Genomic DNA, 25,799 nt, shown 5'->3' on the forward strand with positions numbered 1-25,799 from the left:
GGTCCATCTACGGTTTATAAATTCGCCCGAACCAAGCTGTAGTTTGAACAATTTCTCCAGGCTTCTTGCCATCCGATATCGATTTTGCGGGTTGAAAGTTGATGGGACCGTCCGCTAGGTTCATTCTTTTTACACCGTAATTCGAAGCTCTAATGACATCTAGACGTTCCTCGTCCGATTTTGCATTTTTGAAATCTCCAAGGCGCGATCTCCCAACTACACGTCCACCCGCGTCTTTATTTGTAAAATCGGAGGCGGATGCTACACGAAGCATCGCGGAATGGGTCTTTACCTCGTCTGAGAGGTCAAAAGCCACCGGACGCCATGTCTTGCCTCCGTCATCAGATGAAAAGGCCAGTTCTCCGTTATCAAATTGCCGGCCGTGTTCCAGTTCATGGGCAAATCTTGATCTTAACGAATACTGCTCACCCGATGGCCCCCCAACATTATCGATATCGATAATAATCTTTTTCCCATCCGTCCTCAGTTCGCCTTCGCCGGTTTTTGATTTGTCGTCGCCTGACTTTAGATTTATAAGGTAAGTTACTTTTGAATTAAGTAATCGATTTAAAGTTTTCAACTCATCCTCACACTTCGACCCACATTTCTCCAAATAGTCCTTGTACTGATTAAACTGAGATTCGGCATCCGAACTAGAAAACTCATAAATCTCGCCAGTCGGATCGACAAACTTATAGGGGTTATTACGAACGTAATTGTAAAGACTAATCTGTTGCGGGTCGATTGGCCTTTCTTTTGTCATCAAAATCGGATCAATAGAAAGATAACGACCCAACGAGTTTTGATACATCCTAGCCTGAGCAAAATCTAATTCAGTCTCGCCGTCGCGCTCATAGGTCGCAAACCTCTCCCGAACGCTGTCACTTCCGTATCCTGAACGCAAAATTTCCTCTCCAAAAGGCATGAAGTCACGTCTTGAGGTTGTTTGACCGATGGCGTCGGTTGTTATTCTTGGGCTGCCGAGGTGGTCGCTTGTTAGGTATGCAATTTTGGCGTCGGTTGAATTGGCCACTAGTGTCGAATACTCGCCGATGAGTTTTCCTGCTGCATCGTAAACAAAGACTGTTACTTCTGCAGTCGAAGGGACGATCTTCTTTACTCTTCTGCCGTCACCATCGTAGAAGTATTCGCCGATCGTTGCATTTGAGGAGTTCTTAACAAGTGTTTGTTTGTTCTCGCCATCGTAGGTGAAAGTTCTATATTCACCGTCGCGAATAGTGTTTCCAGCGTTGTCGTACTGCCAGCCTGTTGAGGTGAGGCGATTATCTGTTGTGCTGACGGTCGGGTTGCAAATCGCTTCGGTGCAGCTTGACGCTGGCGAAGTCGTGTTGCCGCCGGTGAAATCGAATCTTCGATTTCCATAGCGGTCAAAGGTATATGTTTGCTTCCACGATTGAGACTGCGAACCTCCGTGAGGTGTGACATTCTCCGTCGCACTCTTTAGCCTATTCAGTTCGTCGTATGTATAAGTCTGCACCGCCGAAAACCCGGTGTTTCCTCCTACGGTTGGAACCGTAATTGTCTGGCTAAGCACATTGCCATTGTTGGCGTTCGTTCCGTAGCCGTATTCGAGTTCGAGAATGTTTTGTGTCGTCTCAGAGGTTCCAAGACCGATCTGAGTTGGTTGTAACCTCGAATTAAACTGTGTGGATTCGAATCGTCCGTTCCCGAGTTTCAGTGAACTAACTGCACCAGCAGCATTGTAATTGAAATCGTTCGCATAGGTCTTGAAGATCGCAGATGAGTTTTCCTTACTTGCGACAGATGCAAGATCTCCCGAAGCGTCCAACTCGTTCTTTACAACTCGGCACGAAGGATATTGCTGTTCAAGCAATGCTCCGCCTAGGTTGTAGGAGTAAGTCATCGCACAATCCGTCGAGCCGTTGCCGTAGATTACTCCGTCCGTTGTTTGTTTACTCGCGTTCACTCTTCCTAAGATGTCGAACGAAGTATATTCGGTTGTCGAGACAGAGGAGCTTACCTTGTCGAGTTTTCCGAATGCATGTGTCTTCTGGTCATAATAGTAGTTGACCGTCGGTGTTTGCGGAGTGTCGTTATAACTTCTTGTCGTGACGCGATTGAGAGCATCGTAAGCGTAAGTCGTAGTAATCGATCTCGCGTCAATCTTGCTCGTAAGATTTCCATTTGGATCATAGCCGTAGCTGATCGTTCCGCTTTCGGGGTTAGTCGCACTCGTTAGTCTCGACAGCGAGCTGTATGCAAACGATCGCGTTTGTGAGCACGAAGACGCTCCGCCGCATTGAGAGGTTGTACTGCTTGCCTGTGTCACTGTCAAAAGATTATTCAGTACATCGTAGGTATAACTCGTCGGCTGATACGGACTTCCGCTAACGTCAAGCTGATTGCTTGCGTTTGGTTCATCAACCCGTTCCAATTGGCCCAACCCATTTATGATCGAACGGCGTAGTTTGCCAGCCTGGTCGGAAACCGTTGTCGTATTTGCATTAATGTCGGTCGTGACGGTCCCGGTCAAATTCGTCGTGCTTCCAACCGTCGGAACTGTCGTGCCCGAATACGTGGTCGTATCGCTGTGTCGTCCTGTTTTTGACGAATACGATAATGTCCAACCCATTGTTGTCTCTGTCGAAGCCGCAGCCAACGAACTTGCCCGATATGGATTTGACACCAGCGAATAGCTTCCGAGGCTGTTTTCCGGGTCGGTTGTTACGCCAGGCGTCGGGTCGTTGATGCCGTACCGCGTTTGCACCTTTACACCATCGGTCTCATTCGTTGCGGATTGCGTGGCCGCATCCTCCAATGTCTTGGTCAGGCGCACTCTCCCGAGTTGATCGTAGAACTGAGTCGCCACCTTTTTGCCATCGCCTTTTGCCTCGAGATCGGACTTGACCACTACGAATCTGTCATCGTCGTGATACTCGGTAATAGTCCAAGATTCGAGGGTTTTCCCCAGAGCCGAGATCGCCTTTGTCGGGCGACCGAGATCGTCGTATTCTGTCGCGTTTGTAATGTCGTTGTCTTCGTCAGTCGTCGTTAGTACTGCTCCAGTGTAGAAATCGTAACTCGCCGTTGAAGTGCGGGCAAGCGACGTGCCGTCGGCGACGATCGTCTCGGTCGGGTAAAGTCCCGTAACGTTCCCATTCGGGCCCAAAACCTCCCCATAGAATATCTTTGAGACGATGGCCTTTGCATCGGTCACAGTAGTAGGATTCCCGTAAGAATCATAAGTCGACTGAGTCGAAACCGCGTTTCCGCTCGTACCGGTAGTCAGCGGGTCGGAAACTGCTCCCTTGGTCGAGTCCCAAACGCGTGTCTCCGTCAAATTGCCCGTTGTGGTGATGCTGTCATAGTAGAACTCTGAGCGTGCCTTCACAACGCCGCTGCCATCTCGGACTTCGGTCGATCTGATGAGATTCTTAAGCGACGGCGATGAAGGATTCATATACTCATTGCCGTTCACACTCGCGCTGTCAGCATCCGCCGCTTGATTGTAATAGGTGTTTACCGTCTTCCGCTTGAGCGTCAGGCCGCTGGTCGGCAGGCCGGTCACTTTAGCATAGATACCGGCGCCGCTTCGCGGAACGGAACCATACGCCACCCAATCATATTCAAGAACTTCGAGGACGTTTCCGTTCTTGTCGAATTTGAATTCCTTGATCGCGGTCGGCGATGTGGATGAAATATTTCCATTCGCATCGGGCAACGTCGAAAACTCGGCTTTTACGTAGGAATTGGCGCTTCCGACACCCGACCAGCCGCCACTCGCCGGCGGAATGCTGCCTGACATTGCGAACGGTAGGTTGTACGCCCATAAGCGTTCTGTGATCCCACCGTTCGGGCCGGTCGACCGGTACGACATACCGGAATCCCAAAACGATCCGTTTGTATTATAAAAGAGATATTCGCTGCTCACCGATCCGCTCGGGATCGTAATCGTGCTGGCCCATTTCGAAATCGAATATAGCCATGGGTTAACTCGTTGCGAAGTCGTCCCATCGTATACTTCTTCGTACGCCAGAGCCTTATTCAAGACACTTCTAGCCAGAACATCTGATGCAAGGCCATCGTAGTTTTCCATTCCGGGTTCCGAGTAGTTAAACGAGCTTTTTGCTCCTGTGGGCGCCGTGATTGTCTTTATCTCGCCCCATTCGTCCGTATAGACATTTGCTCCCGGCTGCGTCGCATTCGAGTAGTACTCGAACTCCATTGTTTGGCCGCCCGCCTGCGTTGGAAATGTGATCTTTTTCACTCCAGGAACGCTGGCTGCAAACGTCGCATATTGCTGCGAGAATTGGGCGTTAAGTGCTGTTGTCGTGCGATATTTCTTTTGTATCCAGCGGTCTTCCCACTCGATGTGGGTTTCGACAACGGCTCCGTTAATGCCTTTTGTCCGAACGATCTGCCCGGTTGAGTCGGACGCAAATTCAATGTATCTCCCGGCCGAGTCCTGGATCTTGTTGTCGATAAACTCTATCTTGTTTCCGTTTCTGTCAGTGATAGTCTGCCATGCACTTGAGTTAGCAGGTGCTCGTTCAATGACCGTGCCGTCCGGATAGTACATCTTCCAGTTTCGCAGATCGGGCCAGACACTCGCCGAATACGGAATAAACAATCGGAGGCGAGAACCGTCCATGGTTATATAGTTCATTCCTGTGGTAACAGGCCCGGTGCTACTCACGTCGGTATAACAAATTCCAGACCCGGGATGCGTACCTTGAATTGCCGTGAGGACCTCACCATTATAGTTCACGTTTGAATATCCGTCCGTTCCCGTACCAATAAATACGCCATAGGGCGCAACGGGAAAAACGTCCGAACGCTACCATCAGGCATGATCATTTCGACCTTCCAAACAAACGAAAGGTGCTCGACCGGATCGTGCATATGGCATACATCTGTCGTTTCCAGGTTTCGTCGGTCAGTTATCTGAAGCTGATATCCGACGGGGAGTTTCCAGCCGCCGTTATCACTCAAGGTCACGGTGTCAGTTGAGAAGTAGCTGCTCCCGTATTCGTCGGGATATCCGTCCTCGCGTGTTGTATGAACAGAATCAAATAGTTTGCTGTTGTAATTCAGCGAAACGGTATATCCGGGACTTGTTCCGCGACCTGCCGGCAATGATGCCAACGGGATATTCAACATCAGGTTGCCATTCGTGGTATTGATGACCTCAATACCCGTCGCAGCATATGTATTCGCGGCTCGAAATCCTCTATCAGGCTGCTGTGAAAACCCTAAGGTGAAGGCAACCAATATTATGACGATAGTAAGTGTGAGTTTTTTCATGTTGTGCCTCCTTTTATCTTCTCCATAGAGCGGGGACCGGTTTGTCGCCGTTCATGCCCCAGGCTTCTTGGCGGAGGGCGTTTGATGAGCCGGATTTGCGGATGTACCAGTTGCCGTTTGAAGGACGCCAGACGGCGATATCGACCTTGCCGTCGCCGTCGAAATCGTTTGCGACGGGCATGTCACCGGCGGCGTCACCGGTCGGAGTGGTCGTCGTGGTCGAGGTCCACGCGGCATTCATTATGATCCAACCGGCATTGTGCCGGACGGCGTAGTTGGCCTTGCCGTCGCCGTCGAAATCGGCTGAGACGGGCGTGTCGCCATCGTTGCCGAACGTCACCTGCTGTGTGGTCGTGTCGGAGCTTCGGAGTGTGTAGAAGGAAGTGGCAGAGGGCCGCCAGACGCTGATGTCGGCTTTGCCGTCGCCGTCATAGTCCCTCGGTGTCGGGATGTCGTTGTTGACGCCGTAGGTCACTGTCGTCGTACCGCTGTCGGATGATCTGGAGATGTACCAGACTCCTGTCGAAGGCCGGAAGACCGCAACGTCCGTCCTGCCGTCGCCGTCGAAGTCGGCAACCGCGGGTGTGTCGCCGCTGGCTCCGAAAGTCACCGTGTAATAGCTGCTGTTGCCGGAGGTCGCGATCCACCAGACGTTGGTCGAAGGCCTGAACACGGCAAAGTCGGTCTTGCCGTCTCCGTCGAAGTCGCCCTGGACGGGCGTGTCGGTGCTGTTGCCCCAGGCGTAAGATGTCCAGGCCGAGGTCACGAGGTTGTATACGTACCAGGTCCCGCTTGACGGCCGCCAAACCGCAAGATCCGCCGGCGGCGTCTCGTTGGCGTTGGCGTCAATTACGCTGAGAAGCCTGCTGGCTGCATAGACTAGTTCCTTCGCAAGCTGAGGTGTCGGCGTCGGAAGAGGTGCCGCGAAAGGGTTCCAACTGCTCGAAGCATTCTTTGGCAATGCTTTGCCAAACCAGCCGGTCCGCTGGCCGGTCAGGGAATCAGTGCCTGGCAGCCACCCGCTTTTTGCGAAGATGCCGATGCCGACCATCAGAATGATCGAGACAGCACCGATAGCTGCAAGGCGACTCCGCAGGACAGGGAACAAACCACTGCCGCCCATTGTGTCATCGACCGCTACCTGCCGAACAGGTCTACGCTTATTTCGGGACATATACGCTCCTCCTGAGAAATAGAGAAATGCATTCTTGTTAGTGGGGCAGGGAAGTCCTTTTTGGGCGCATTTCTACTCAGGAGTTCGGAGCCTTCAAACGCAAATATCAAAAAACCGTTCTGCGCCGTTTTACGAACAACGCTTTGCCGACATATCGGCTCGATGATCGTTCGTTATGCCAACAGTAAACGCCCAACGTCACACCGCGTATGTGACCAAGGTCACAACTGCCGATATTCTTTTTGATCGATACAAATCGAACGGCAGGCCAAAACGCTGACGCATTCCCTGAGCACGGGCGACGGCGCAGCACTCACAAGTGTTGTTCTTTGTTCCGACCTTTGAGAAATTTGAGAGGGATATGATTCATGAACGCGTGAACGCCGGGATCGCGAGTGCTCGCGAACGCGGTAGTCCGCACGGTCGCCCAAAGACGGCGGCTTTGAAAATACAGAAAATCGTTGAGCTCAAAGCCCAAGGGCTAAACCTCTCATAATATAGTACCAGACAGAAATACAGTTTCCGGTCAGAATAGGAAGTAGGAGGAGGACTGGAAATGACGAGATCGAAGTTCAGTGAGACGCAGGTAATAGGGATCCTGAAGCAGGTTGAAGGGGGACGGACGGTGGCGGAGGTATGCCGGGAGGCGGGGATATCAACGGCGACGTATTTCAAGTGGAAGTCAAAGTTCGGACGGATGGAGGCATCTGACATCCGGCGGATGCGTGAGCTGGAAGAAGAGAACCGGCAATTAAAGCGGATGTATGCGGAGCTTGCACTAGATCACCGTGTGTTAAAGGACGTGATCGAAAAAAAGCCCTGGGAGCGGTAGAGAAGCGTGTTGTGGTGACGCACATCAGGGCGAAGCACCTGATAAGCGAGAGGCGGGCATGTTCGTTGATGAAACTGTCGAGGACCGTGTTTCACTATCGCAGGAATAGGGCAAATAAGGATACGGAGATCGAAGAGGCTCTGGCGAGACTTGCGGGATTGCATCTTGAGATGGGATTCGGGAAGTTTCACACGATGCTGCGGAGAGAGGAAAAAGGCTGGAATCACAAGCGTGACAACCTCGGTTTATTGCGAAATGAAGCTGAATAAGTTCTCGGCTCAGATTAACGGTGGAAGTTGCTCACTTGGCACCGCCACCGTTCGATTTATCTTAGTCGGGCGATAAATGCAGAATTCAAGGTTAAGACCTCATCAGAGTCGCGGACTTGATTATATTCCCAAATTGCCTGTTCACCTGAAATAACATCCATTGCTTCGAATTGAAGCTCCATTGATTCCCATAGGGTGATTCTCGCAACATACTTCTCAGAGTCTTTATCGAGATATGCACCAGTTTTAGACGTTGGCTTGTGAAAGGCTTTTCGCAAGCCAGTCTGTTGAAATTCCTCGGCTCGATCATCGACCCACTTTTGAACTCTCGAAGCATAATTATTTATGGCTTAGGACTCAAAAAGCCTCGCTCAAATCCGTCGAAATATCAGTCAACAGTGGACTTAAACAGATCAGAGTATTTTCTCCGGGCTTCGTCGACACTCAGGCATATTAGTGCTGGAGGCCCGCCACCTTGCATATAACTATCAGGATAAATTCGCTCCCAAAAACGCCCATCAGACGGATCCTGAAAGAGCGTGTCCCATCCCGATTCATCTGTCCCAATCTTCTCAAGGCGATTTTTTACCAACCACTCGATTCTCTCCAGTACAGCGTCGCCACCGATGTTATTCTCCCGTATAATCCACTTTCCGATCAGTTCCTTCTCGCTTGTAAGTAGTTCTAGCATAGCAATTTTGCCCTTTTTATTTCCTCTAACAAATTGTTCTAATCGTTGCGTTACATGGAATAGGACCGTTGGGAATTGTAAACTCTCTCGCCCCGCCTGAGGTCCGACCAAACCCAACAAAAAATTCATTGCCTCCACTAATTGGGGAAGCAATTCCCGTTTGCGGCGCAGGAAATTCGATGATCGTAAACCGGCCGCTCGGATAAACTCCTAGACGCGTTGCCATATCCGAGGCATTGTTAATTCCTGCAATATCCTCAGCCGCTGTTACAAAAACACGAGATTCAGATGGACGTCCAAGCGTTGAGAAGTTTCCTTCACCAGGGATTACTCTTGCTAATGTAGATGGTACAGGATTCGTTACCGCATTTCCCGGTACAACCGAAGGCAAAGATGATGCCCTGCCAAACACGCCGGTGACGACACCGGGAGCCATGAGCGCGGCTGTGCTGCCGGCTGATCCGTAACTTGCTTCCCTCGGATTAGCATAAGGAAAAATCATCGGCACGGCAAAAGGGTTAGAGCCTCTGAAATAGAAGAGGGCGGGGCCGCTGTTCGCAGCTAAGAAAGTCAATCCGTTCAAGCCAACCGCCGGGGCGTTGCCTATGCCTTTGGGAATCCCAGTCAAGGCGTCATCGACTCCATTAGAAACACCGGTTGAAAGAGCGCGTATTGCTCCATTCTCAACCGGCGTAGCTGATTTCCGTTCAGGGGCTCGTCGCTCAAACGTTTTTCCATCGACTCTGTTACCTATTGTCCAGCCATTGGGGTAACGTCCATGTGGTGAGCTACACCTCGTATTCTGGTGGTGGTCGAAATATCGTAAGTCAATTCCTTAAACCCCGGTCGGGGCTTGCCGGGGAAAATCCTTACTTGATTTCCGGCACTGTTGATATACACTTTCCCGCTTGCAAAGCCTGTCTGTAAACCATCGGGATCGGTAAATATCAACGGGCTGTTCAAGACATAAGCGTAGCGATTAAAAGTCTGTGGATTGACCGATTTGCCGGAGGCCAGCAGTGGATCAACGGCTGTGAAGCGACCGTACCGATTTTCGTACATTCTGGCTTCGGCAAAGTCTAGGCCGGTTTCATTGTCCTTTTCGTAGCCGGTTATGAACGCGCAATTCGAGATTTCCGTGCGATGCGCATTGCGGCTTGATGTGTTTTCAAAGAGCTAAAGAAGCGGCTAAAGAAAAAGCGGCTTTCGTGCCAAGTTTTTATTATAACTCGACAGGGCTTTTTAACCTATTTGTTTGAGGTTTGCCGGAGATTTTCAGTTGCTTTGCCCACCGCTTTTTTTATGTCCGAGATCTCGACCTGGGTGTAGATCTGGGTCGTGTCGAGGCTGGAGTGTCCGAGCAGTTTTTGGATGTGGCGGAGGCTCGCTCCGTGGCGGAGAAGATGCGTCGCGCAGGCGTGCCGGAAGGTGTGGACCGTCGCGTTGATCATGGCCGCTTCCGAAGCGTTCTTTACGATGCTCCATATCTGCGGATACGAGAGGCGCCTGCCCGTAACGGAAAGGAACAAAGCTGTCGGATTCGTGACCGGTCTTTTCTTCCGGCTTCGGCCTTTTCCCCAGTAGGCTCCGCTCATCAGTTCGACGCGCGATGTGGCGATATATCTCTCGATCCATCGGGCTGCGTTTTCGGTCAGGGGAACGATGCGTTCTCTCTTTCCTTTGCCTTCGCGGATACGCAAGGTCCTGCCGTCGAAGTCGCGCATATTCAAGCGGTAAAGCTCTCCGTGACGGATGCCGCAGGCGTATAGGGTTTCGAGTATGGAGCGATCGCGAACGCCGATCGCTTTGTCGGTGTCGCATTGCTCGATGATCTTCGATATTTCGGCTTCGGTCGGGACGTGCGGCAATGTGTGTCCGGCTTTGGGAAGATCGAAGGTCTCGGCGATGTTCGCAAGCACTTTATTCGATGTGTAAAGCCATTGGAAAAAGCGTCTGATCCTCGACACGGTTTGTCTTAAGGATGATGCCTTCTGGTCGGTGTATTTCTTGAGGTGAACAAGGTACGAGTTCAGGTGCGTTTCCTCGGCCTCGTTCCAGCGCTTTATCAGCCAGGCTTCCTGCAGGTAAAGCTGCAAGTTATTCAGCACTCTCTCGCTCGATCTTCGGAGGTCCTTCGAGTAGCCTTTGGCTTCGAGTTCCGAGAGGTATTTTTCGATCTCTTTGTTCACATTCGATGGCGTTTTGTATACAGAAGTGACAGCGTAAGACCTTTAACGAGAAGCTTTACGCAATAAGTTGCGGTTTGTAACTTTGGTGACAATGCGTAACCCGTGCTGCTGCCTCATTTAGTCCGATTACAAACGGTGGATCTTGGTCTATCCTGTCGTACAGGCTGGGAGCCGTTTCGCACATTTTTTCAGACCCGCGTTTTTGGCGCTCTTTTACCGTTATCGACCGCTTTTTTCTCTGGGATGACAGCGGCTGATGACCTCAGCCAGATCGCCCAGTTCGACATGCGTGTAGATCTCGGTTGACGACAGGCGGCGGTGTCCGAGAAGCTTCTGTATCTGCCGTATGTCAGCCCTGCCCTTGAGCAGATGGGTGGCACATGAATGCCTCATCGTGTGCGGCGTGACGTTCTTTTTTATGTTGGCGTTCTTCGTCCATTTGCGGACGATCCGGCGTATGTCGTCCACGTCCAGCGGCCCGCCCGAACGCGACGAGACGAACAAGCGGATCTGTCCCGGCTGGGATGCAAAAGCGGTACGCGCCTGTTCGAGATAGAGCTTCAAGGCTGTCTGCGACGATTGAGTGAGCGGCACCAGCCGCGTCTCATTTCCTTTGCCGTGCTCGATCCGAAGCGTACCCGTCTGCATCTCCACATCGTAGATCGTAAGGCTCACAAGCTCCGCTCTCCTGATGCCGGTTGCGTACATCACCTCCAGAATGGAGCGGTCGCGAATGTCTCTCGCTTTCTCTATCGGGATGCTCTCGATCAGCCGCTTCGCTTCGGCGGGGGTGAGGATATTTCGCGGGAGCATCTTCGGCTGCTTCGGCATCTGGATCGACGCGGACGGGTTGTGAACGATGACGCCCTCCTGCCACAGCCAGAGAAAGAACCGCTTCATCGCCGCCAGTTTGTTGGCCTGTGCTCCCGATGAAAGCCTCTGCCTTTTCCGGCCCGTTTTTTCGTCTTCCGTTTCAAGCCGGTAAAGCGAGATCTGATACTGCGAAAGATGCGGCCGTCACGTCGGCGATTGAGTTCAAGGCGGTGTTTTCCACCAGCCAATCGAGGAAGACCCGTGCATCGCGAGAGTAGTTTACAAGCGTCGCCGGCGAGTAGTTTACGGCCGTCAGATATTCGATAAAGCGGCCTCTTAGAAGCTCCAGTTTTTGCTTTTGATTCTCCGTCCACATCTCGCGCCAATGCCTCCTTACTCAACAATCAACTGTTAGAAAAGCAGATGATCGATGAGTGTTTTTCTTTAGCCGCATTCAGTGGGAGTTGCTCCAACACGACCTTTGCTTTTATTTTCCCCTTTAAAGCTTCTCCACTGACCACAAGGTCGGCTTAAGTTTCTTTTCTGTCTGCAATTAACCTTGTGATTCGACCACCACAAGGTACCCTCAAGGTCGCCTTTTTTACCACAAGGTCCACAAGGTTTGCTGTCGGGCGTCCGGCTTTTTTCTTTAGCCGCTTCGTCTTCTTTTCAACGTCACCATCAGGCCGCCCCGAGTTCACCCGATAGCCGTGCGAACGAGCGAAGCGGTCTGCGAGGAACGAGCGCCCGCGGAGCGAGAGAGCCGGAGCGGACGGCGTACGATAATGAGCTTTTTATGTCCGTAGTGTTTTTTACGAAGGACATAAAAAGGATTATCGGATGACGGCAGCGACCGGGAGCGAAGGCATCCGAAGCGAACAACGGCGGGCGTTACTTACACGCACCTTCACCGCTTGGCCTATCGACTCGCCGCTTTCTCTTTAGCCGCGTCCTTTAGTCGCGTTTTCAACTCGTCAACTCCGGTCAGTCCGCGCAGGCTTTGCACCTCGCTCTCCGCATCGCTCGCCAACTGGTACACGCTCGGCTTTCCGTTCACCGCCTGGATCGCCCAGAGATATTCCATCTCGACCAGCTTCTGGCAATACATCCTCACCTGCCAGTCGCTCCATGCGGTCGTCTCGCGTATCTCCCGGCGTGTAAGTTGGACATCGCAAGCCTTGATCTTTAGTTCTTCCGCTCGTCTCTTACACGCTTCTCTTATCGCCTCGAACATTCCACGCACGGGCGGCGCCAGCTCGTCCATTGCCTTGCCGAGGATCTCCTCGGCCAGCTCGTTCGCGAGTGCAATATCGGACAGCTCGACCTCGACATATTCGATCTCGATCTCGCCGCGTTTCGCGGTTTTGATCTCTCTTTGATATTGGTGAAGAAGTGCTATCGAGTTGATAAGCGAGAGATACTTTCTTTGCTCTCGGCGGTGGATGAGTCTTTCGCTGGGGTAGGTCAGATGTTCGACAAAAGGGTTGACGACGGCCAGCGGTTTGAGCATTCTTTGGGCGTGGTGATGCAGCCGTTTGATCTCTTCCGATTCCGCCTTTTCCAGCACTCCCGAAAGACTGTGCTGATGCCGCTGCTGTGAAAGAATGATCCGCGTCTGCTCGATCGATTCGTTCATCGAAAGCTGCACAAAGCGGCTGCGGGTCTCCTCGTCGAACGCTTCGGCTGAGGTCGTCGTTATCACGATCACAACGGGTCCAAAGACTTCGTAATGTTCCGTCGAAAGTTTCCCGGTCGCCGGGTCCGTCCGGGTCGCCGCGATCGAAAGCCTCTGATCCGAGGCAAGCGTCCTAAGTGAGTAGACGGCCTGCATCGCTCCTTCGTCCTCGGCGATCACCAGCATCTTTCTTTGCAATGAATAAGGGTCTTTGTAGAAAAGAGCCTGGCCGGTCAGCCTCGTAACCCTGACAAGCTCCTCCGGCGGCACAAACGCACAGAGAGCGTCCTGCAATGCCGATTTGCCAGCACCCGAACGGGCGACGATAAGCAGGGCAAGCGGTTCCGTCAGTTTCCGGCTGATCGACCCCAGGTAAGCCGTCAACACCGTCGAGCGTTCGCCCACCAGACCGCACCGCCGGAAGTCCTCCACTATTCGCTCACACAGCTTTTCGTCTTTCAGGAAAGCTATCGCCTCCCGCTTCTCGGCCTCGGTCATCGCCGCCGTCGATTCCGCTTCATTGGTCGAGGTCTTTCGCATCGACAGCCTTTCGGCTTCGAGCGTTTCGATCAGCGAAAGTAGATCGGCATTGATAACAGATTCGTTCACGCGGCAATGCTTGGCGGCTATCTGCGAAGTTCGCCCTCGCTCTTGCCTGATAAAGATCGAGCGTGTCCAGGTGAAAGAGATTCCCCACATTAAGACGCAAGTTTATTTTCAGCTTCTCAAGTCCGACGCCCGTCAGCCCGCGCACTCTGTATTCCCGATTGTCGAGAACGATCTGCAATGTTCCATCGGGCAAAGGCACACTCCCTGCGGCCCGCGTTTCCGCCGTCTCTCCGTCTCCGCGTCTCTGCGGTTCAATAAGTCTTTGGACCGCCTCAAGCGTTCCGCCATTTACAACGAACTCCGATGCGTCTTTTGCCGGAAGATCGACCGTGCGGCTTTCTATGCCGATTGCCGATAGCTTCTCGGCGAACTTTAGGGCGGCTTCGCGGCCCGCATCGTCCGCGTCGAGCATTAGCACGACTCGTCTGATCCGGGATTCCTGCAGGTGCGAGGATCTCATCCGTCAGAGCGTTCACGCCGTAGGCACAAGTCACATTCCTGATGCCGATCGACCACAGAGCCAAAGCGTCGATCACGCTCTCGGTCAGGACGATCTCGTCCGTCTCTCTTTTGCTCCCGCCGGATTGAAAAGCCCTCGCCGCTTGCCCGAAAGATACAAGTGCTGCTGCTTTTCCGTGTGCCGGGCGTAAAGACCGACTGCTTGATTCGTGCCCGCGTCAACGAGCGGAAAGACCACCGAGCCGTACATCGTCTCATTGCCTTTCTCATTCAAAAGTCCAAGTGATTCGAGACTCCTACGACCGTCCGGGTTCACACGCCCGCGCAGTGTGCCGTCAACATAGCCCAGGCGAAAGACCCGGACCGCTTCCGGCGTGATCCCGCGACTTTGCAAATAAGCGATCGCCTTCTCATTTTTCACCAGCGATTTGTGATAGTAGCTGACGGCTTTCTCCAGATATTCCAAAGCAGTGGTCTGTGGCCGGTTATCAGTGGTCAGTTGCTTATCCTCCTCGGCGTCTCGGCGTCTCTGCGGTTCAATTTCCTGCAATAAAGCAAAGGCCTCCGCAAAGCCGATCCCGTCCGCTTTCATCACAAAGCTGAACGCGTCCCCGCCCTCGCCGCATTTGCCCAGGCAGTTCCACAAGCCTTTTCTTTCATCGACGGCAAACGACGGCTCCGTATCTTCATGAAACGGACAAAGCCCCCAAAGCTGCCGCCCTTTCTTTTTCAACTCGACTCCGCGAGAGCGAACCACACCGGCCAGGCTGATGTTTTGCTTCAATGCCAGAATGTCCTCGTTTTCGATTGCCATAGAAAAAGCTGTCAAGTATTATTTGAAGAATTTGACTTGATGTCAGATTATACATAATACTTCTAACCATGCAAGCATTACGGCTAACTCTCGAAAGGCGGGTTTACAATGACCCGATGATCTCGCAAGGCGGAAGACCCGCGAAAAAGGAAAGAACCGCTTTCGGCGAACGGCTTTATCTTGTGCGCGTCGCGGCTGGCCTGTCGCAGCAGCAGCTTGCCGACAAGCTCGGCCTTTCACAACGCCTATGCTTACTGGGAACGTCACCCGGTCGCTCTCCGGCCCGACCAGCTTGAACAACTCGCCGCCGTGCTGAACATCTCGGTGTCGGATTTGATGGGAGAAAAGGAAGAAAAGAAAAGAGGAACGGGACCGACCGGTAGAATGAAACAGCTATTCGAGCAGGCCAATGATCTGCCCCGCTCACAACAGCAAAAGATCGCCGCCGTCCTCGAAGCCTTTATTAGTCAGCAAAGACAAGCCGAAAAGCAAAAGGCGTGAGTTTTCTCACGCCTTTTGGTTTTTATCTGTCTTCATTCTTTCGGAGTCCACCGACCGGTAACCTTCCATGTTCCGTCATCTTGTTGGATAAAGGTCCAGACCTCTTTGTAAACATTTTCATCATTTGGCTTTTTGAACGCGAAATGATGATACCCAACACCTTCCCAGCCTTCACCAGTTTCTGAGAAAACGATAGTGTAAGTCGGATGTTCTTTCAAAAACCTTTCATTTGCGGTTCTCTGACTCAACCGTCCACACGAAAAGGTAACGACTGCTAGAAAAAGAAGCGTTGAAAGATAAAGGTATCTCTTGCAGTTGTTGGCTTTCTTCATATCCCTCCTCGCATTACTTCGGAATATTGCTTTTAGGTTGGTTCATAATTATGTTAGCCTCCCTAATTCCGCGTTCATTATGTTGCAGATCTGACCATTGAAAAGCCCAATTCTGCCGCGTAGAAATAAATATTCCTGAGGGATAGGATCTTGCAGCATCATTGATTAGAGGTCCGAGGTCATGAAAAATGAATCCTTGCACCTCGTTTAGCACGCCAAAAGTTCTTGCTGTGCCTGTTCCCCAGAGCAACGCGGTTTGGCGAGTCGCCCAACGATGACGTTCCGCATCTAACCCCCGGATATCTGGAAATAACGCTTGTCCTCTTGAACGCCGAGAATGGGCGTCAGAGTACATAGAAAACCAGTTTCGTCTAGGGTCTCCGCTTGAACTCATTGCCAAAGGTGGAGTATCAGTTGCAGTACTCTCTGCATTATTTTCTCCCGCTGGCGCAGGCTGAAGTCCTGGCTCGGCTGGATCACCAACGGGCACCCCGTCAAGCGTCCAGCCTTGCGGTAAGTTTTCACTCGGTCCTGCCGGGTCGAGTTCAACTACACCTTCAGTCGATTTATACTTAAGTTCGTTCGAATCAGTCCACAACGCCAACTTGCTGCGTTCGGATTCCTTCGCAACATACTCGTCATGTGGAACCCAGAGAGGGGCTCCATCCTTATCTTTTACCCATTCCATAAACATCCCTGTAGGATCGATACAGGTAAGCGGGCAATTAGTTACATAAGCATATCGATTCCATGTTTGGGGGATTCCGCGCATGGCGGATGCCATTAACGGATCAGGTGTTGTAAAACGCCCCAAACTTTTCGCATACATTCTTGCCTGAGCAAAGTCGAGATCTGTCTCATTATCCCGTTCATAGCCGGTGAATTGCTTGCGGATGCGAGATCGCTTTACTTTTTCGGAATATCCGATGAATAAAAATACGCATAGTGTTTCGGCTCAAGTTCACTCGCAAATCCGTCAGGATCACTTTCCCATTCATACCGAAACTGAACCTTTATAGCTAAACCTTCTGCTAAATGCTCGCGTGGAACACTAAATAATATTGATTTGCCAGGTTCAATGAATACTCGCGGACAGCTACCTTCCGGATCCGTGCTTATAGGAGTTTCACCACCTGTCTTTTTGAATCTCTCGATATCGTAAGTTAAATCTTTGTCGCCATACTCTTTTGAAACATCCCACATGCAAGCCCCGACGTGCCATATTGAATTGTTATGAAAGCGCAGAAAGACTCTTCTGTTACTTTCCCACTTTTTAAGCGCTTTCCATGATTCTTCGCGTTCAAAACTCACATAGACATTTGGCCGATCTTTAACCAAACGTACGTCTTTACTTGTCCTTTCTCTCGTTTGAGCCTCCACCAAAATTGAAAAAACAGCGGAAACAATGATTGCAAGAAAAACTAGCGATTTTTTCATCCTTTTTTCCTCCGTTGACGGGTGGGCTTTGGTTTTGGTGGAGGTGGTGGGTTTGGTCCATAACCACCTTGATTTGTTGGAACATCGAGCCATTTATTTATCGCGCTTGTTCGGAGCGTTTCTCTATCTGGACCTTCCCAACTTGAGTTCCAAATATCATATTGCTTAGCATTGTCGTCAGTAGCCCAGTAACGTCCGTTAGCAAATTGACCAAACTGTGCTTCACCTAATAGGGATTGAACGAAATGCCCTCCGTACTCAAAATTCCGCTTGTCGTTCGTATTGTTGCCGACGGTTTGAAAATAATTAACGTGATCACCTTCATGGCCTACAACTGCATGAAAACTGTTTTTGTTTTTCAAATCCGAAGCATTTAAACTTACATTGATACCTGTAAGTTTGCCGTCCTTATCGAATGTTCCTTCCGTATTTCCTCCACCTTTCTTCCGGTCAAAAGATACAAAAACCCCATTATTTTTATCCTTACCTGTTTCATCTTCTCCATAAGCATTTAGCGCATTTGAAACCTGCTTATACTTGTCAGAATCCACCCCATATTTGTCGCCGACCTTTTTAAGATATTCTTTGCCTTCGGCTAGTCGAGCCGCAAATTGCTTACATTGCTCCTCGTTACCTTTGCAAACATACAATCCTGTCGGGTCCGTATAGTACAAAGGGCTATTCAAAGCGTAAACATAACGATTCCAAGTTTGAGGATCATCCGGTTCGCCAGTCGAAAGCAATGGGTCCGTTGAGGTGAAGCGTCCATGCTGGTTGTTGTAGTAGCGAGCCTGCGCAAAGTCTAGCTCTGATTCAATATCACGTTCATAGCCGGTTATGAACGCGCAATTAGGGATTGTCTCGCATCGCGCTTTGCGGCGTTTTTGTTATCAAAGATCAGCGGCTTGCAGCTAAAGAAAAAGCGGCTTTTGTGCCAGTTTTTTATTATAACTGCGAACGCCCTTTTCAGCTATTTATTCGAGGCTTTTCTTAGGTTTTCAGTTGCTTTGCCGACCGCTTTTTTTATGTCCGAGATCTCGACGTGCGTGTATATTTGTGTCGTGTCTAGGCTCTCGTGTCCGAGCAGTTTCTGGATGTGGCGAAGGCCCGCTCCGTGCCGGAGAAGATGGGTCGCGCAGGCGTGGCGGAAGGTGTGAACGGTCGCGTCGATCATGGCCGCTTCCGAAGCGTTCTTTACGATGCTCCATATCTGCGGATAGGAGAGCCTTCTGCCCGTGACCGACAGGAACAAAGCGGACGGATTCGTGACCGGTCTTTTCTTCCGGCTTCGGCCCTTTCCCCAATACGCTCCGCTCATAAGCTCTACTCGTGCCGTCGCAATATATTTTTCCAGCCATTCCGTGGCGGTCGTCGTCAGAGGAACGATGCGTTCTCTTTTGCCTTTGCCCTCGCGGATTCGCAAAGTTCTGCCGTCGAAGTCTCTCATATTGAGACGATAAAGCTCGCCGTGACGGATGCCGCAGGCGTAGAGGGTTTCGAGGATGGCGCGGTTCCGAACGCCGATCGCTTTTTCGGTGTCGCATTGCTCGATGATCTTCGATATTTCGGCTTCGGTCGGGACGTGCGGCAATGTGTGTCCGGCTTTGGGAAGATCGAAGGTCTCGGCGATGTTCGCAAGCACTTTATTCGATGTGTAAAGCCATTGGAAAAAGCGTCTGATCCTCGACACGGTTTGTCTTAAGGATGATGCCTTCTGGTCGGTGTATTTCTTGAGGTGAACAAGGTACGAGTTCAGGTGCGTTTCCTCGGCCTCGTTCCAGCGCTTTATCAGCCAGGCTTCCTGCAGGTAAAGCTGCAAGTTATTCAGCACTCTCTCGCTCGATCTTCGGAGGTCCTTCGAGTAGCCTTTGGCTTCGAGTTCCGAGAGGTATTTTTCGATCTCTTTGTTCACATTCGATGGCGTTTTGTATACAGAAGTGACAGCGTAAGACCTTTAACGAGAAGCTTTACGCAATAAGTTGCGGTTTGTAACTTTGGTGACAATGCGTAACCCGTGCTGCTGCCTCATTTAGTCCGATTACAAACGGTGGATCTTGGTCTATCCTGTCGTACAGGCTGGGAGCCGTTTCGCACATTTTTCAGACCCGCGTTTTTGGCGCTCTTTTTACCGTTATCGACCGCTTTTTTCTCTGGGATGACAGCGGCTGATGACCTCAGCCAGATCGCCCAGTTCGACATGCGTGTAGATCTCGGTTGACGACAGGCGGCGGTGTCCGAGAAGCTTCTGTATCTGCCGTATGTCAGCCCTGCCCTTGAGCAGATGGGTGGCACATGAATGCCTCATCGTGTGCGGCGTGACGTTCTTTTTTATGTTGGCGTTCTTCGTCCATTTGCGGACGATCCGGCGTATGTCGTCCACGTCCAGCGGCCCGCCCGAACGCGACGAGACGAACAAGCGGATCTGTCCCGGCTGGGATGCAAAAGCGGTACGCGCCTGTTCGAGATAGAGCTTCAAGGCTGTCTGCGACGATTGAGTGAGCGGCACCAGCCGCGTCTCATTTCCTTTGCCGTGCTCGATCCGAAGCGTACCCGTTATCTGATACTGCGAAAGATGCGCGGCCGTCACGTCGGCGATGGAGTTCAAGGCGGTGTTTTCCGTCAGCCAATCGAGAAAGATTCCAGCGTCCCGACTGTAGTTTACAAGCGTCGCCGGCGAGTAGTTTACAGCCATCAGATATTCGATAAAGCGGCCTCTTAGAAGCTCCAGTTTTTGCTTTTGATTCTCCGTCCACATCTCGCGCCAATGCCTCCTTACTCAACAATCAACTGTTAGAAAAGCAGATGATCGATGAGTGTTTTTCTTTAGCCGCATTCAGTGGGAGTTGCTCCAACACGACCTTTGCTTTTATTTTTCCCCTTTAAAAGCTTCTCCACTGACCACAAGGTCGGCTTAAGTTTCTTTTCTGTCTGCAATTAACCTTGTGATTCGACCACCACAAGGTACCCTCAAGGTCGCCTTTTTTACCACAAGGTCCACAAGGTTTGCTGTCGGGCGTCCGGCTTTTTTCTTTAGCCGCTTCGTCTTCTTTTCAACGTCACCATCAGGCCGCCCCGAGTTCACCCGATAGCCGTGCGAACGAGCGAAGCGGTCTGCGAGGAACGAGCGCCCGCGGAGCGAGAGAGCCGGAGCGGACGGCGTACGATAATGAGCTTTTTATGTCCGTAGTGTTTTTTAGGATTATCGGATGACGGCAGCGACCGGGAGCGAAGGCATCCGAAGCGAACAACGGCGGGCGTTACTTACACGCACCTTCACCGCTTGGCCTATCGACTCGCCGCTTTCTCTTTAGCCGCGTCCTTTAGTCGCGTTTTCAACTCGTCAACTCCGGTCAGTCCGCGCAGGCTTTGCACCTCGCTCTCCGCATCGCTCGCCAACTGGTACACGCTCGGCTTTCCGTTCACCGCCTGGATCGCCCAGAGATATTCCATCTCGACCAGCTTCTGGCAATACATCCTCACCTGCCAGTCGCTCCATGCGGTCGTCTCGCGTATCTCCCGGCGTGTAAGTTGGACATCGCAAGCCTTGATCTTTAGTTCTTCCGCTCGTCTCTTACACGCTTCTCTTATCGCCTCGAACATTCCACGCACGGGCGGCTTCAGCTCGTCCATTGCCTTGCCGAGGATCTCCTCGGCCAGCTCGTTCGCGAGTGCAATATCGGACAGCTCGACCTCGACATATTCGATCTCGATCTCGCCGCGTTTCGCGGTTTTGATCTCTCTTTGATATTGGTGAAGAAGTGCTATCGAGTTGATAAGCGAGAGATACTTTCTTTGCTCTCGGCGGTGGATGAGTCTTTCGCTGGGGTAGGTCAGATGTTCGACAAAAGGGTTGACGACGGCCAGCGGTTTGAGCATTCTTTGGGCGTGGTGATGCAGCCGTTTGATCTCTTCCGATTCCGCCTTTTCCAGCACTCCCGAAAGACTGTGCTGATGCCGCTGCTGTGAAAGAATGATCCGCGTCTGCTCGATCGATTCGTTCATCGAAAGCTGCACAAAGCGGCTGCGGGTCTCCTCGTCGAACGCTTCGGCTGAGGTCGTCGTTATCACGATCACAACGGGTCCAAAGACTTCGTAATGTTCCGTCGAAAGTTTCCCGGTCGCCGGGTCCGTCCGGGTCGCCGCGATCGAAAGCCTCTGATCCGAGGCAAGCGTCCTAAGTGAGTAGACGGCCTGCATCGCTCCTTCGTCCTCGGCGATCACCAGCATCTTTCTTTGCAATGAATAAGGGTCTTTGTAGAAAAGAGCCTGGCCGGTCAGCCTCGTAACCCTGACAAGCTCCTCCGGCGGCACAAACGCACAGAGAGCGTCCTGCAATGCCGATTTGCCAGCACCCGAACGGGCGACGATAAGCAGGGCAAGCGGTTCCGTCAGTTTCCGGCTGATCGACCCCAGGTAAGCCGTCAACACCGTCGAGCGTTCGCCCACCAGACCGCACCGCCGGAAGTCCTCCACTATTCGCTCACACAGCTTTTCGTCTTTCAGGAAAGCTATCGCCTCCCGCTTCTCGGCCTCGGTCATCGCCGCCGTCGATTCCGCTTCATTGGTCGAGGTCTTTCGCATCGACAGCCTTTCGGCTTCGAGCGTTTCGATCAGCGAAAGTAGATCGGCATTGATAACAGATTCGTTCACGCGGCAATGCTTGGCGGCTATCTGCGCGAAGTTCGCCCTCGCTCTTGCCTGATAAAGATCGAGCGTGTCCAGGTGAAAGAGATTCCCCACATTAAGACGCAAGTTTATTTTCAGCTTCTCAAGTCCGACGCCCGTCAGCCCGCACTCTGTATTCCCGATTGTCGAGAACGATCTGCAATGTTCCATCGGGCAAAGGCACACTCCCTGCGGCCCGCGTTTCCGCCGTCTCTCCGTCTCCGCGTCTCTGCGGTTCAATAAGTCTTTGGACCGCCTCAAGCGTTCCGCCATTTACAACGAACTCCGATGCGTCTTTTGCCGGAAGATCGACCGTGCGGCTTTCTATGCCGATTGCCGATAGCTTCTCGGCGAACTTTAGGGCGGCTTCGCGGCCCGCATCGTCCGCGTCGAGCATTAGCACGACTCGTCTGATCCGGGATTCCTGCAGGTGCGCGAGGATCTCATCCGTCAGAGCGTTCACGCCGTAGGCACAAGTCACATTCCTGATGCCGATCGACCACAGAGCCAAAGCGTCGATCACGCTCTCGGTCAGGACGATCTCGTCCGTCTCTTTTGCTCCCGCCGGATTGAAAAGCCCTCGCCGCTTGCCCGAAAGATACAAGTGCTGCTGCTTTTCCGTGTGCCGGGCGTAAAGACCGACTGCTTGATTCGTGCCCGCGTCAACGAGCGGAAAGACCACCGAGCCGTACATCGTCTCATTGCCTTTCTCATTCAAAAGTCCAAGTGATTCGAGACTCCTACGACCGTCCGGGTTCACACGCCCGCGCAGTGTGCCGTCAACATAGCCCAGGCGAAAGACCCGGACCGCTTCCGGCGTGATCCCGCGACTTTGCAAATAAGCGATCGCCTTCTCATTTTTCACCAGCGATTTGTGATAGTAGCTGACGGCTTTCTCCAGATATTCCAAAGCAGTGGTCTGTGGCCGGTTATCAGTGGTCAGTTGCTTATCCTCCTCGGCGTCTCGGCGTCTCTGCGGTTCAATTTCCTGCAATAAAGCAAAGGCCTCCGCAAAGCCGATCCCGTCCGCTTTCATCACAAAGCTGAACGCGTCCCCGCCCTCGCCGCATTTGCCCAGGCAGTTCCACAAGCCTTTTCTTTCATCGACGGCAAACGACGGCTCCGTATCTTCATGAAACGGACAAAGCCCCCAAAGCTGCCGCCCTTTCTTTTTCAACTCGACTCCGCGAGAGCGAACCACACCGGCCAGGCTGATGTTTTGCTTCAATGCCAGAATGTCCTCGTTTTCGATTGCCATAGAAAAAGCTGTCAAGTATTATTTGAAGAATTTGACTTGATGTCAGATTATACATAATACTTCTAACCATGCAAGCATTACGGCTAACTCTCGAAAGGCGGGTTTACAATGACCCGATGATCTCGCAAGGCGGAAGACCCGCGAAAAAGGAAAGAACCGCTTTCGGCGAACGGCTTTATCTTGTGCGCGTCGCGGCTGGCCTGTCGCAGCAGCAGCTTGCCGACAAGCTCGGCCTTTCACAACGCGCCTATGCTTACTGGGAACGTCACCCGGTCGCTCTCCGGCCCGACCAGCTTGAACAACTCGCCGCCGTGCTGAACATCTCGGTGTCGGATTTGATGGGAGAAAAGGAAGAAAAGAAAAGAGGAACGGGACCGACCGGTAGAATGAAACAGCTATTCGAGCAGGCCAATGATCTGCCCCGCTCACAACAGCAAAAGATCGCCGCCGTCCTCGAAGCCTTTATTAGTCAGCAAAGACAAGCCGAAAAGCAAAAGGCGTGAGTTTTCTCACGCCTTTTGGTTTTTTATCTGTCTTCATTCTTTCGGAGTCCACCGACCGGTAACCTTCCATGTTCCGTCATCTTGTTGGATAAAGGTCCAGACCTCTTTGTAAACATTTTCATCATTTGGCTTTTTGAACGCGAAATGATGATACCCAACACCTTCCCAGCCTTCACCAGTTTCTGAGAAAACGATAGTGTAAGTCGGATGTTCTTTCAAAAACCTTTCATTTGCGGTTCTCTGACTCAACCGTCCACACGAAAAGGTAACGACTGCTAGAAAAAGAAGCGTTGAAAGATAAAGGTATCTCTTGCAGTTGTTGGCTTTCTTCATATCCCTCCTCGCATTACTTCGGAATATTGCTTTTAGGTTGGTTCATAATTATGTTAGCCTCCCTAATTCCGCGTTCATTATGTTGCAGATCTGACCATTGAAAAGCCCAATTCTGCCGCGTAGAAATAAATATTCCTGAGGGATAGGATCTTGCAGCATCATTGATTAGAGGTCCGAGGTCATGAAAAATGAATCCTTGCACCTCGTTTAGCACGCCAAAAGTTCTTGCTGTGCCTGTTCCCCAGCGCAACGCGGTTTGGCGAGTCGCCCAACGATGACGTTCCGCATCTAACCCCCGGATATCTGGAAATAACGCTTGTCCTCTTGAACGCCGAGAATGGGCGTCAGAGTACATAGAAAACCAGTTTCGTCTAGGGTCTCCGCTTGAACTCATTGCCAAAGGTGGAGTATCAGTTGCAGTACTCTCTGCATTATTTTCTCCCGCTGGCGCAGGCTGAAGTCCTGGCTCGGCTGGATCACCAACGGGCACCCCGTCAAGCGTCCAGCCTTGCGGTAAGTTTTCACTCGGTCCTGCCGGGTCGAGTTCAACTACACCTTCAGTCGATTTATACTTAAGTTCGTTCGAATCAGTCCACAACGCCAACTTGCTGCGTTCGGATTCCTTCGCAACATACTCGTCATGTGGAACCCAGAGAGGGGCTCCATGAGATGGTCCTGATTTGACCGACACGAGTGTTGCTTAGAGAATCGAGGATATGAGCAACAATGGAACGGTAAGAATTAAACGGAAATATGACGATGAGTTCAAGCGGAGTGCTTTGAAGATGATCGACAATGGGCAGACTGTTCGGTCGGTGGCGGAGAGTTTGGGAGTTGGAGAGAATCTGCTGCACAAGTGGAAGTCAGCGAGACGGTCCGGGGCGAGCGATCTTGAAAAGGAAGTGATCGAGCTACGGGCCGCAAAGAGGCAGCTTGAGTTGGAGCGTGACATCTTAAAAAAAGCCTTGAGCATTTTCTCCCGGCAGCAGTAGAGCCGAGGTATGAGGTGATCGAGGAGAAGATGCAGGAATATCCGAAAAGCGAGGTTTTCGCTCTGCTGCGGGTGGAGAGGAGTTCGTATTACCGTTGGAGGAGCCGGGAAGACGATCCGGCCGCGAGGCAGATGGCCGAGGCGGTGACGATGGTATTCGGGCGGCATTCGCGGCGGTACGGGAGTCGACGGATCCACGCCGAGATGACGGCTGAGGGTTATTCGATAAGCCGGCACCGGATCCGTAGGGTTATGGCTTCGCAGGGCTTGAAAGCGATCCAGCCGAGATCGTTCGTCCCTCGAACTACCAATTCCCGCCACACTTTAGGCTACAGCCCGAACTTGCTGCTGGAACTCGCACCGGTGCCCGAGCTTCCTCGCACGGTGATCGTCGGCGATATCACATATCTGCCACTGCGGTCCGGCAGATGGTGTTATATGGCGACCTGGACCGATCTATTCTCGCGGCGTGTCCTAGGCTGGTCGATCCGCGACGATATGACAGAAAAGCTGGTGATCGAGGCGTTTCAGATGATGCAGAGCCGAACCGGACTGCCAAAGGGCTGCATCATTCATTCGGATCGAGGCGGACAGTACGCCTCGAAGAACTTTCGCCAAATGCTGCAAGTGCAAGGCTGTCGCCAGTCGATGAGCCGAGCGGGCGAAACTTATGACAACGCTTTTGCCGAGAGCCTGTTCTCCCGTTACAAGGCCGAACTGCTCGAAGGCGGAGCATTCAACTCGACCGACGAAGCAAGAATGGAAACATTCCAATACATCGACGGCTATTACAACCCGCTTCGAAGACACTCGAGCCTAGGCTACTTAAGCCCGCTCGCCTTCGAAACCGGTCACCGTCAAAGAACTGAAAACCGCGCGGCTTTCAGTTCTTTGACATCAACATCAATTGACAGAAATTCAACAAAAGGAGTACAACCTAAGCAACACTCGTGTCTCACTTTTTGATA

27 protein-coding genes and 1 pseudogene are annotated in these 25,799 nt (G+C 51.9%); 6 read left to right on the forward strand and 22 right to left on the reverse strand.

The genetic code is table 11. The annotated features are described in order from the left end of the window. Positions 1 to 7: 7 nt before the first annotated feature. The 3 genes from IPQ00_07205 to IPQ00_07215 form a co-directional block, all read right to left on the reverse strand. Positions 8 to 4,648, reverse strand: a complete 4,641-nt coding sequence (locus tag IPQ00_07205; GenBank protein ID MBL0240346.1) for an RHS repeat protein — start codon at positions 4,646 to 4,648, stop codon at positions 8 to 10. A gap of 98 nt (positions 4,649 to 4,746) precedes the next feature. Then, positions 4,747 to 5,286 carry a hypothetical protein gene (locus IPQ00_07210; GenBank protein ID MBL0240347.1) on the reverse strand — a complete coding sequence of 180 codons (540 nt, stop codon included), beginning with the start codon at positions 5,284 to 5,286 and terminating at the stop codon, positions 4,747 to 4,749. Positions 5,287 to 5,299: 13 nt separating this feature from the next. Further along, the gene (locus tag IPQ00_07215; GenBank protein MBL0240348.1) at positions 5,300 to 6,460 is read right to left on the reverse strand and encodes a VCBS repeat-containing protein; all 1,161 of its coding nucleotides are present in this window, start codon (positions 6,458 to 6,460) and stop codon (positions 5,300 to 5,302) included. Between the two features lie 556 nt (positions 6,461 to 7,016). Between IPQ00_07215 and IPQ00_07220 the strand changes: the two genes are divergently transcribed. Beyond that, positions 7,017 to 7,292, forward strand: a complete 276-nt coding sequence (locus IPQ00_07220) for a transposase (protein ID MBL0240349.1) — start codon at positions 7,017 to 7,019, stop codon at positions 7,290 to 7,292. Between the two features lie 68 nt (positions 7,293 to 7,360). Beyond that, a complete protein-coding gene (locus IPQ00_07225; GenBank protein MBL0240350.1) occupies positions 7,361 to 7,561 on the forward strand; it encodes a hypothetical protein in 201 nt (66 codons plus the stop codon). 388 nt (positions 7,562 to 7,949) lie between these two features. On the opposite strand, the gene IPQ00_07230 is transcribed toward IPQ00_07225, so the two are convergent. The 10 genes from IPQ00_07230 to IPQ00_07275 all read right to left on the reverse strand — a co-directional run bounded on the left by IPQ00_07230 (position 7,950) and on the right by IPQ00_07275 (position 14,811). Further along, positions 7,950 to 8,252, reverse strand: coding sequence for a hypothetical protein (locus tag IPQ00_07230; protein ID MBL0240351.1), 303 nt, complete (start codon positions 8,250 to 8,252; stop codon positions 7,950 to 7,952). Positions 8,253 to 8,277: 25 nt separating this feature from the next. Continuing rightward, positions 8,278 to 8,880, reverse strand: coding sequence for a hypothetical protein (locus tag IPQ00_07235; GenBank protein MBL0240352.1), 603 nt, complete (start codon positions 8,878 to 8,880; stop codon positions 8,278 to 8,280). Positions 8,881 to 9,002: 122 nt separating this feature from the next. Next, positions 9,003 to 9,386, reverse strand: a complete 384-nt coding sequence (locus IPQ00_07240; GenBank protein ID MBL0240353.1) for a hypothetical protein — start codon at positions 9,384 to 9,386, stop codon at positions 9,003 to 9,005. A 113-nt stretch (positions 9,387 to 9,499) separates the two neighbouring features. Further along, positions 9,500 to 10,441 carry a tyrosine-type recombinase/integrase gene (locus IPQ00_07245; GenBank protein ID MBL0240354.1) on the reverse strand — a complete coding sequence of 314 codons (942 nt, stop codon included), beginning with the start codon at positions 10,439 to 10,441 and terminating at the stop codon, positions 9,500 to 9,502. A gap of 219 nt (positions 10,442 to 10,660) precedes the next feature. Then, entirely contained in the window at positions 10,661 to 11,341 is a 681-nt protein-coding gene (locus IPQ00_07250; GenBank protein ID MBL0240355.1) for a tyrosine-type recombinase/integrase, read from the reverse strand. Positions 11,342 to 11,414: 73 nt separating this feature from the next. After that, positions 11,415 to 11,630, reverse strand: a complete 216-nt coding sequence (locus IPQ00_07255) for a site-specific integrase (GenBank protein MBL0240356.1) — start codon at positions 11,628 to 11,630, stop codon at positions 11,415 to 11,417. Between the two features lie 305 nt (positions 11,631 to 11,935). Continuing rightward, a complete protein-coding gene (locus IPQ00_07260; protein ID MBL0240357.1) occupies positions 11,936 to 12,079 on the reverse strand; it encodes a hypothetical protein in 144 nt (47 codons plus the stop codon). Between the two features lie 94 nt (positions 12,080 to 12,173). Then, the gene (locus tag IPQ00_07265; GenBank protein ID MBL0240358.1) at positions 12,174 to 13,538 is read right to left on the reverse strand and encodes a DNA primase; all 1,365 of its coding nucleotides are present in this window, start codon (positions 13,536 to 13,538) and stop codon (positions 12,174 to 12,176) included. Then, the gene (locus IPQ00_07270; GenBank protein ID MBL0240359.1) at positions 13,447 to 13,998 is read right to left on the reverse strand and encodes a toprim domain-containing protein; all 552 of its coding nucleotides are present in this window, start codon (positions 13,996 to 13,998) and stop codon (positions 13,447 to 13,449) included. The genes IPQ00_07265 and IPQ00_07270 overlap by 92 nt, the downstream gene beginning before the upstream one ends. Positions 13,999 to 14,082: 84 nt before the next feature. After that, on the reverse strand, positions 14,083 to 14,811 hold the full coding sequence (locus tag IPQ00_07275) for a hypothetical protein (GenBank protein ID MBL0240360.1): 729 nt from the start codon (positions 14,809 to 14,811) through the stop codon (positions 14,083 to 14,085). A 216-nt stretch (positions 14,812 to 15,027) separates the two neighbouring features. Here IPQ00_07275 and IPQ00_07280 point away from each other — a divergent pair, with 216 nt between their 5' ends. Beyond that, a complete protein-coding gene (locus IPQ00_07280) occupies positions 15,028 to 15,312 on the forward strand; it encodes a hypothetical protein (GenBank protein ID MBL0240361.1) in 285 nt (94 codons plus the stop codon). Positions 15,313 to 15,344: 32 nt separating this feature from the next. Here the strand turns inward: IPQ00_07280 and IPQ00_07285 are convergent, their stop codons facing one another. The 8 genes from IPQ00_07285 to IPQ00_07320 all read right to left on the reverse strand — a co-directional run bounded on the left by IPQ00_07285 (position 15,345) and on the right by IPQ00_07320 (position 23,004). Continuing rightward, a complete protein-coding gene (locus IPQ00_07285) occupies positions 15,345 to 15,644 on the reverse strand; it encodes a hypothetical protein (GenBank protein ID MBL0240362.1) in 300 nt (99 codons plus the stop codon). A 13-nt stretch (positions 15,645 to 15,657) separates the two neighbouring features. Beyond that, the gene (locus IPQ00_07290) at positions 15,658 to 16,572 is read right to left on the reverse strand and encodes an RHS repeat-associated core domain-containing protein (protein ID MBL0240363.1); all 915 of its coding nucleotides are present in this window, start codon (positions 16,570 to 16,572) and stop codon (positions 15,658 to 15,660) included. Then, positions 16,551 to 17,081 carry a hypothetical protein gene (locus IPQ00_07295; protein ID MBL0240364.1) on the reverse strand — a complete coding sequence of 177 codons (531 nt, stop codon included), beginning with the start codon at positions 17,079 to 17,081 and terminating at the stop codon, positions 16,551 to 16,553. Before IPQ00_07295 ends, IPQ00_07290 begins: the two co-directional genes overlap by 22 nt. Beyond that, positions 17,078 to 17,938, reverse strand: a complete 861-nt coding sequence (locus IPQ00_07300) for a hypothetical protein (protein ID MBL0240365.1) — start codon at positions 17,936 to 17,938, stop codon at positions 17,078 to 17,080. Before IPQ00_07300 ends, IPQ00_07295 begins: the two co-directional genes overlap by 4 nt. 113 nt (positions 17,939 to 18,051) lie before the next feature. Beyond that, the gene (locus IPQ00_07305) at positions 18,052 to 18,993 is read right to left on the reverse strand and encodes a tyrosine-type recombinase/integrase (GenBank protein MBL0240366.1); all 942 of its coding nucleotides are present in this window, start codon (positions 18,991 to 18,993) and stop codon (positions 18,052 to 18,054) included. A gap of 219 nt (positions 18,994 to 19,212) precedes the next feature. Further along, a complete protein-coding gene (locus IPQ00_07310) occupies positions 19,213 to 19,836 on the reverse strand; it encodes a tyrosine-type recombinase/integrase (GenBank protein ID MBL0240367.1) in 624 nt (207 codons plus the stop codon). Positions 19,837 to 20,366: 530 nt separating this feature from the next. Then, positions 20,367 to 21,917, reverse strand: a complete 1,551-nt coding sequence (locus tag IPQ00_07315) for a hypothetical protein (protein MBL0240368.1) — start codon at positions 21,915 to 21,917, stop codon at positions 20,367 to 20,369. Beyond that, positions 21,850 to 23,004 carry a toprim domain-containing protein gene (locus IPQ00_07320; GenBank protein MBL0240369.1) on the reverse strand — a complete coding sequence of 385 codons (1,155 nt, stop codon included), beginning with the start codon at positions 23,002 to 23,004 and terminating at the stop codon, positions 21,850 to 21,852. The genes IPQ00_07315 and IPQ00_07320 overlap by 68 nt, the downstream gene beginning before the upstream one ends. A gap of 116 nt (positions 23,005 to 23,120) precedes the next feature. Here IPQ00_07320 and IPQ00_07325 point away from each other — a divergent pair, with 116 nt between their 5' ends. Further along, positions 23,121 to 23,507 carry a helix-turn-helix transcriptional regulator gene (locus tag IPQ00_07325; GenBank protein MBL0240370.1) on the forward strand — a complete coding sequence of 129 codons (387 nt, stop codon included), beginning with the start codon at positions 23,121 to 23,123 and terminating at the stop codon, positions 23,505 to 23,507. 33 nt (positions 23,508 to 23,540) lie between these two features. Here the strand turns inward: IPQ00_07325 and IPQ00_07330 are convergent, their stop codons facing one another. Further along, complete coding sequence (locus IPQ00_07330; protein ID MBL0240371.1) at positions 23,541 to 23,840, reverse strand: hypothetical protein; 300 nt, start codon at positions 23,838 to 23,840, stop codon at positions 23,541 to 23,543. 716 nt (positions 23,841 to 24,556) lie between these two features. Here IPQ00_07330 and IPQ00_07335 point away from each other — a divergent pair. Both IPQ00_07335 and IPQ00_07340 read left to right on the forward strand, forming a co-directional pair. Then, entirely contained in the window at positions 24,557 to 24,832 is a 276-nt protein-coding gene (locus IPQ00_07335; protein ID MBL0240372.1) for a transposase, read from the forward strand. Next, positions 24,793 to 25,797, forward strand: a pseudogene (locus IPQ00_07340) (IS3 family transposase). Before IPQ00_07335 ends, IPQ00_07340 begins: the two are co-directional and overlap by 40 nt. Positions 25,798 to 25,799 lie beyond the last annotated feature (2 nt).

This window comes from Chloracidobacterium sp., from assembly GCA_016720705.1.
GTDB lineage: Bacteria > Acidobacteriota > Blastocatellia > Pyrinomonadales > Pyrinomonadaceae > OLB17.

Coding starts and splice junctions, on each gene's coding strand:
- IPQ00_07220 (MBL0240349.1), top strand. CDS start 7,017: ATGACGAGATCGAAGTTCAGTGAGACGCAGGTAATAGGGATCCTGAAG.
- IPQ00_07210 (MBL0240347.1), bottom strand. CDS start 5,286: ATGAAAAAACTCACACTTACTATCGTCATAATATTGGTTGCCTTCACC.
- IPQ00_07320 (MBL0240369.1), bottom strand. CDS start 23,004: ATGGCAATCGAAAACGAGGACATTCTGGCATTGAAGCAAAACATCAGC.
- IPQ00_07335 (MBL0240372.1), top strand. CDS start 24,557: ATGAGCAACAATGGAACGGTAAGAATTAAACGGAAATATGACGATGAG.
- IPQ00_07310 (MBL0240367.1), bottom strand. CDS start 19,836: ATGTGGACGGAGAATCAAAAGCAAAAACTGGAGCTTCTAAGAGGCCGC.
- IPQ00_07215 (MBL0240348.1), bottom strand. CDS start 6,460: ATGTCCCGAAATAAGCGTAGACCTGTTCGGCAGGTAGCGGTCGATGAC.
- IPQ00_07325 (MBL0240370.1), top strand. CDS start 23,121: ATGATCTCGCAAGGCGGAAGACCCGCGAAAAAGGAAAGAACCGCTTTC.
- IPQ00_07205 (MBL0240346.1), bottom strand. CDS start 4,648: ATGAACTATATAACCATGGACGGTTCTCGCCTCCGATTGTTTATTCCG.
- IPQ00_07315 (MBL0240368.1), bottom strand. CDS start 21,917: ATGGAACATTGCAGATCGTTCTCGACAATCGGGAATACAGAGTGCGGG.
- IPQ00_07230 (MBL0240351.1), bottom strand. CDS start 8,252: ATGCTAGAACTACTTACAAGCGAGAAGGAACTGATCGGAAAGTGGATT.
- IPQ00_07255 (MBL0240356.1), bottom strand. CDS start 11,630: ATGTGGACGGAGAATCAAAAGCAAAAACTGGAGCTTCTAAGAGGCCGC.
- IPQ00_07330 (MBL0240371.1), bottom strand. CDS start 23,840: ATGAAGAAAGCCAACAACTGCAAGAGATACCTTTATCTTTCAACGCTT.
- IPQ00_07225 (MBL0240350.1), top strand. CDS start 7,361: ATGAAACTGTCGAGGACCGTGTTTCACTATCGCAGGAATAGGGCAAAT.
- IPQ00_07260 (MBL0240357.1), bottom strand. CDS start 12,079: ATGTCCTTCGTAAAAAACACTACGGACATAAAAAGCTCATTATCGTAC.
- IPQ00_07270 (MBL0240359.1), bottom strand. CDS start 13,998: ATGAGATCCTCGCACCTGCAGGAATCCCGGATCAGACGAGTCGTGCTA.
- IPQ00_07295 (MBL0240364.1), bottom strand. CDS start 17,081: ATGAAAAAATCGCTAGTTTTTCTTGCAATCATTGTTTCCGCTGTTTTT.
- IPQ00_07285 (MBL0240362.1), bottom strand. CDS start 15,644: ATGAAGAAAGCCAACAACTGCAAGAGATACCTTTATCTTTCAACGCTT.
- IPQ00_07275 (MBL0240360.1), bottom strand. CDS start 14,811: ATGGCAATCGAAAACGAGGACATTCTGGCATTGAAGCAAAACATCAGC.
- IPQ00_07250 (MBL0240355.1), bottom strand. CDS start 11,341: ATGAAGCGGTTCTTTCTCTGGCTGTGGCAGGAGGGCGTCATCGTTCAC.